Here is a 4,962-nt window from a genome sequence, read left to right as displayed (position 1 = left end):
GGGGCGCGCCGGCTCCGCCGAGCGGGCCGTGCTGCGGCTGGCCCGGCCGTACCTGAACCGGCTGCTCGGCGCGGGACTGCTCGCCGCCGCCACCGAGTTCGCCGGCCTCGCCCTGATGGCCACCGCGACCTGGCTGCTGATGAGCGCCGCCGGCCAGCCCCCGCTGGACCGCCTCACCGTGGCGATCGTGGCGGTCCGGGCGCTGGCGATCAGCCGGGGCGTGCTCCGCTACACCGAACGGCTCGCCGGGCACGACGCCGTGCTGCGGCTGATCACCGACGTCCGGGCCCGGGTCTTCGGCACCCTCGCCGCCCGCCCGACGGCCCGGCAGCGCTCCGGCGACGCGCTGAGCCGGCTCGTCTCCGACGTGGAGGCCGTCCAGGACCTGCTGCTGCGGGTGCTGGTGCCGGCCTCGGCGGCGGCGCTGGTCAGCGTGCTCGCGGTCGGCGGGGCGGCGCTGATGTCGCCGGCCGCCGCCGGGGTGCTCGCGGTCGGGCTGCTGGTCGCCGGGGTGGCGCTGCCCGCCCTGGCCACCGCGCTGACCCGGCGCGCCGCCGCCGAGCTGGCGCCGCTGCGCGGCGCCCTCGCCACCGACGCGGTCGACCTCACCCACGGCGCCGCCGACCTGGCCGCGTTCGGCGGCACCGGGCACGCGCTGGAGGCGGCCGGGGCACGGACCCACCGGCTGGCCCGGTTGGAGCGGCGGCTCGCCGCCACGGGCTTCGCCGTCGACGCGACGGGGGTGCTCGTGGCCGGGCTGACCGCCGGCGCGGTGGTGCTCGCCGCACTCGCCGACGACGTGGACGGGGTGCTGGTCGGCGTCCTGGCGGTCGGCACGCTCGCCGCCGTGGAGATCGCGCTGGCGCTGGTCGGGGCCGCCCGGCAGTGGACCCAGCTGCGGACCGGCCTGACCCGGGTCGCCGCCCTGCTGGACGCCCCGGCCGGTCCGGCCACCTCCGACGGCGCGGAGGTCGGCCCCGGGCCGTACGACGTCCGGTTCGAGGAGGTCACCGTCCGGTACCGGGAGGGCGCCCCGCCCGCCCTGGACGGGTTCAGCCTGGACCTGCCGCCCGGTCGCCGGGTCGCGGTGGTCGGGCCCAGCGGCGCCGGCAAGAGCACCCTGGCCGCCGTCCTCACCGGCGCGGTGCGCCCCGCACACGGCCGGGTCACCCTCGACGGGCGCGGGCTGTCGGCGTACCGGGCCGAGGAACTGCCCCGCGCGGTCGGCGGACTGCTCGCCGAGGCGTACGTCTTCCACGCCTCCGTGCGGGAGAACCTGCTGCTCGGGCGGCCCGCGGCCGGCGAGGAGGAGCTGGCGGCGGCGACCGCGGCGGCCGGGCTGCTGGACTGGGTGCACGAGCAGCCCGACGGCTGGGACACCGTGGTCGGCGAGGAGGGCGGCCAGCTCTCCGGCGGCCAGCGGCAGCGGCTCGCGCTGGCCCGGGCGCTGCTCGCGGCGCCGGGTGTGCTGGTGCTCGACGAGCCGACCGAGGGGCTCGATCCCGCCGCCGCCGACGCGGTGCTCGCCTCCGCGCTGGCGGCCACCCCGGCCGGGCACTCCGTGCTGCTGATCAGTCACCGGCTCAGCGGGCTCGCCGAGCTGGACGAGATCGTGGTGCTGGACGCCGGGCGGGTGGCCCAGCGCGGCCGGCACGCCGAACTGGTCGCCGCTCCGGGCTGGTACCGGGACCAGTGGCTGATCCAGGAGGCGGCCGAACGCGGGTACCTGGCGCTGCGCCCCTGACCTCCGCCCGGCCCGACCGCCCGTCGGCTCCGGGTCGGGCCAGGGTTTGTCCCCGACGACGTCCGGCGGCGACCCGTGACAGGGTGGGGCCATGCGGGGCGAGGACGACGCGACGACGGTGGAGGAACGGCTGCGGGAGCTGGGCGCGCACCTGCGGGGGCCGCGCCGGCTCAAGTCCGACCTGCTGACCGAGGCACGGCACGGGCTGCTGGACGCCGTCGACGCGTACCGGGCGGACGGGCTGCCGGCGACGGAGGCGCAGCGCCGGGCGGTGGCCGAGTTCGGCTCGCCGGCGCAACTCGCCCCGGCCTACCAGGCGGAGCTGGCGGCGGGCGCGCTGCGCGGGCTGTCGCTGCGGGTCATCGCGCTCGCCACGGTCGCGTTCGTCGCCGGCGACCTCACCTGGCAGGGGTCGAGCTGGGGCGGCTCCCCGCCGCCGGCCGCCTACCAGCTGCTGTCGGCGTCGGTGGGCTGGATCTGGGCGGCGGCGTTCGCGCTGGCCGCGACAGGGCTGCTGCGGGCCGGCCGGGCGGCGCTGCGCGGCGGCGCCGACCGGGCGGTGGGGGCGGCCCTCGTCGGGGTCCTCGCCCTCGGCGTACTGACCGGCTCGGCACTCTTCGCGTGGTCGATCGGCCTCTGGGACGACGCGCTCACCTGGCCGCCCATGATCATCGGCGCGGCGGTGGCCGCCGCCGGCTACCTCTGGCTCGGCCGGGCCGCCCGCACCTGGCTGCTCGCGGCCCGCTGATCCGGCCACGGATCGGGCGCCTCGCCCGGGTCGAGGGCTGCCGCCCGTCCCGCACGACGGAGGACGGAGGACGGACGAGGGACACCGGCCTGTCGCGCTGGCCGGTGCCCGTCAGGCCGGCGCCGCCGGCGGGGTGTCGGTGTCGAGGAACCGGCCGACGGTGGAGCGGAACTCGCGCCACCCGGACCGCTCGCCGGCCAGCGCCCGCCGGCCCTCGTCGGTGAGTTGGTACGTCCGCCGTTCCCGCCCGTTGACGGTGCTCCAGGTGCTGGCCACGTGGCCGGCCCGCTCCAGCCGGCGCAGCGCGGGATAGATGGTGCCGGTCGGCAGGTCGAGCTGCCCGTCGCTGCGGTTGCGCAGCGCCTCGATGATCGCGTAGCCGTGCAGCGGGCCCTGCTCGAGCACCGCGAGCAGCAGCGCGTCGAGGTGTCCGTGCAGCGCCTGGGCCTTCATGCGTAGCAACGCTACTTGTCGGCCGCCCGCTCCGCCACCGGGGTGCGGGCACCGGTCTCCCGGAGACGCCCACTAGGGTATGTGCCCAGAGTCACTCGCCGGCGGCGGACGCCGGCGGGCAACCCGAAGCACACGGAGGTCAGCGTGGCCCGCCAGTCGCCCCAACGGCCCGACGCCGACGAGCCCGAGCTCGACGACGCCGACGCCCCGGCCGAGTCCGGCACCGCAACCGTCTCGGCCGAGGCCGCCCGCGCCCTCTGGGACGAGCTGCGGATCGACCCGGTGGAGATCGCGCTGCCCGCCGGCACGGGCTACACCCTGCGGGCCTACCGGCCGGCGCGGGAGCTGACCCCGACCGACGTCACCGAGCGCGACCAGGACGACCCGTTCCTGGCCCGCCGCCAGGTCACGGAGGAGGACGAGGAGGACGACGACGAGGCCGTCGTCATCCTCGACGAGGAGGTCGCCCAGGAGTTCGCCGAGAGCGACGACGAGGAGGCCAAGGGCCGCCGCCGCGACGCGACCGACGACGAGGACGCCGAGACCGCCGCCGAGGACGACGAGGACGAGGCGGGCGACGAGGAGGTGCCGGTCTTCCTCACCCACCGTGGGAAGCTGCTGCTCTTCAAGACGCCCGAGTCGCTGGTCAGCTTCATCCGCTCCGGGGCGCCGAACGACCTGTCTCAACTGGACAGCTGGAATGAACTGTCCGAACGGGTGGAGCCGGCCGACATCGCGCCGCTCGACGAGGACGTCTACGAGCTCGACCTGGTGGTGGAGAACCTCCGCGGCGGGCACGACACCTGGGACTGGACGCTGCTCATCGAGGCCGGTGAGGTGGCCCGCGACCTGGCGTACGCGCTGCGGCTGCCCGCGGTGCTGGACATGCTCTCCGCCGGCTCCAGCCTCGACGACCTGGACGAGGCGCTGCGCGCCTCGGTCGACGGCGGTGTGGGCGGGTTCTTCGGTCGGCGCCGGCTGAGGAAAATCGGGGCACAAACCGCAAGTCTGGGTTGGCGCACCATTGTCGGGAAGATCTCTGCGACGGTGGACTGGCGCGACTGACCCTTTACGGGGAGCATCAGTCTCTGGCAGTGAAAGCCTTGTGTCCCGGGAGGAGGACGACGCCGTGGCGCTCGTGCGCGTGTACTGCGGTCTGGCCTCGGCGGATCCGGCCGACCGACCGGTCTCGGCCGGTTCGACGCTGACGTCCGCTGTGGTCGACGACGCAGGCCGTCTGCTGCATGTCTGCGAGATCGGTGACGACCCCGCTGGCTACGCCCAGCTGGTCGCGCTGCTCGTGGAGCGGTCGGGCGGGCCGAGCGGTGCGGCCATCGCCGCCGACAGCGACGACCACACGGTCACCTCGCTGCTCAGCGCCGCCGGGCGTCCACTGGCGATCGCCGACGACGACTCCGTCGACGACTTCGCCGAGCGCTTCGCCGACGACGACTCCCTGGAGGAGATGCAGTCGCCCCCGGCCGAGCGGCGCGCCGTCGGCCTGGCCCGCGCCCTGCAGGCCGGCGCCCTCTCCGCCGTCACCCTCCCGGCCCCCCGGGACCTCGCCGGCTACAAGCAGGTCCTCGCCGCGCACGCCGCCCTGGCCAGCGGCCGGCACTCCGCCGCCGTCGCGCTGCGGGAGGTGCTCCGCGAGCTCTACCCGGCCGCGTTGCGGGCGTACCCGGACCCGGCCGAGCCGGTCTCGCTGGCCGTGCTGGACGCCCTGCCCGAGCCCGGCATGCTGAGCGGCACCGTGGGCCACGGCGACGACGCCCCGGCCCCCGCCGAGGCGGTCACGGCGCGGCTCGCCGCCGACGGGGTCGCCGACGCCGACGAGCTCACCTCAGCGGTGACCGCCCTGCGGGTGGCCATCAGCGAGACGCCCCGACGCGCCACCGTCAACCGCGCCCTCACCTCCGCCGTGGCGGAGACCGTGCGGCAGGCGGTCGCCTCCGTCCGGGCCTGCGACGCCGGCTGCCAGGCGCTGGTGGGCGCGCTCAACGACCGGGTCGGCACG

At 76.8% G+C, this 4,962-nt stretch carries 4 protein-coding genes and 1 pseudogene; 4 read left to right on the top strand and 1 reads right to left on the bottom strand.

What is annotated here, in order from left to right; genetic code table 11:
* Window positions 1-1,744 (top strand): thiol reductant ABC exporter subunit CydC (gene cydC / locus F6X68_RS30605; protein WP_151457503.1); only part of this gene is annotated, 1,744 nt, incomplete at its 5' end.
* 91 nt (window positions 1,745-1,835) lie between these two features.
* Window positions 1,836-2,492 (top strand): permease prefix domain 1-containing protein, encoded by a 657-nt coding sequence (locus tag F6X68_RS33750; protein WP_192581607.1) that lies wholly within the window; start codon window positions 1,836-1,838, stop codon window positions 2,490-2,492.
* A 111-nt stretch (window positions 2,493-2,603) separates the two neighbouring features.
* Here the strand turns inward: F6X68_RS33750 and F6X68_RS30595 are convergent, their stop codons facing one another.
* Window positions 2,604-2,945 (bottom strand): PadR family transcriptional regulator, encoded by a 342-nt coding sequence (locus tag F6X68_RS30595; RefSeq protein ID WP_151457501.1) that lies wholly within the window; start codon window positions 2,943-2,945, stop codon window positions 2,604-2,606.
* Between the two features lie 81 nt (window positions 2,946-3,026).
* Here F6X68_RS30595 and F6X68_RS30590 point away from each other — a divergent pair, with 81 nt between their 5' ends.
* Both F6X68_RS30590 and F6X68_RS30585 read left to right on the top strand, forming a co-directional pair.
* Window positions 3,027-4,010: a DNA primase gene (locus F6X68_RS30590; RefSeq protein ID WP_370519015.1), complete on the top strand. Its 984-nt coding sequence runs from the start codon at window positions 3,027-3,029 to the stop codon at window positions 4,008-4,010.
* A gap of 40 nt (window positions 4,011-4,050) precedes the next feature.
* Window positions 4,051-4,962, top strand: a pseudogene (locus tag F6X68_RS30585) (transposase); the annotation flags it as partial.

The organism is Micromonospora sp. AMSO12t (genome assembly GCF_008806585.1).
Lineage (GTDB): Bacteria > Actinomycetota > Actinomycetes > Mycobacteriales > Micromonosporaceae > Micromonospora > Micromonospora reichwaldensis.
Note: the sequence above shows the minus strand (reverse complement) of the source record. Positions and strands in the feature narration are given on the sequence as shown.

Bases quoted from the DNA above. Each gene is read 5' to 3' on its own strand.
- F6X68_RS33750 (WP_192581607.1), top strand. From the start codon at position 1,836: ATGCGGGGCGAGGACGACGCGACGACGGTGGAGGAACGGCTGCGGGAG.
- F6X68_RS30595 (WP_151457501.1), bottom strand. From the start codon at position 2,945: ATGAAGGCCCAGGCGCTGCACGGACACCTCGACGCGCTGCTGCTCGCG.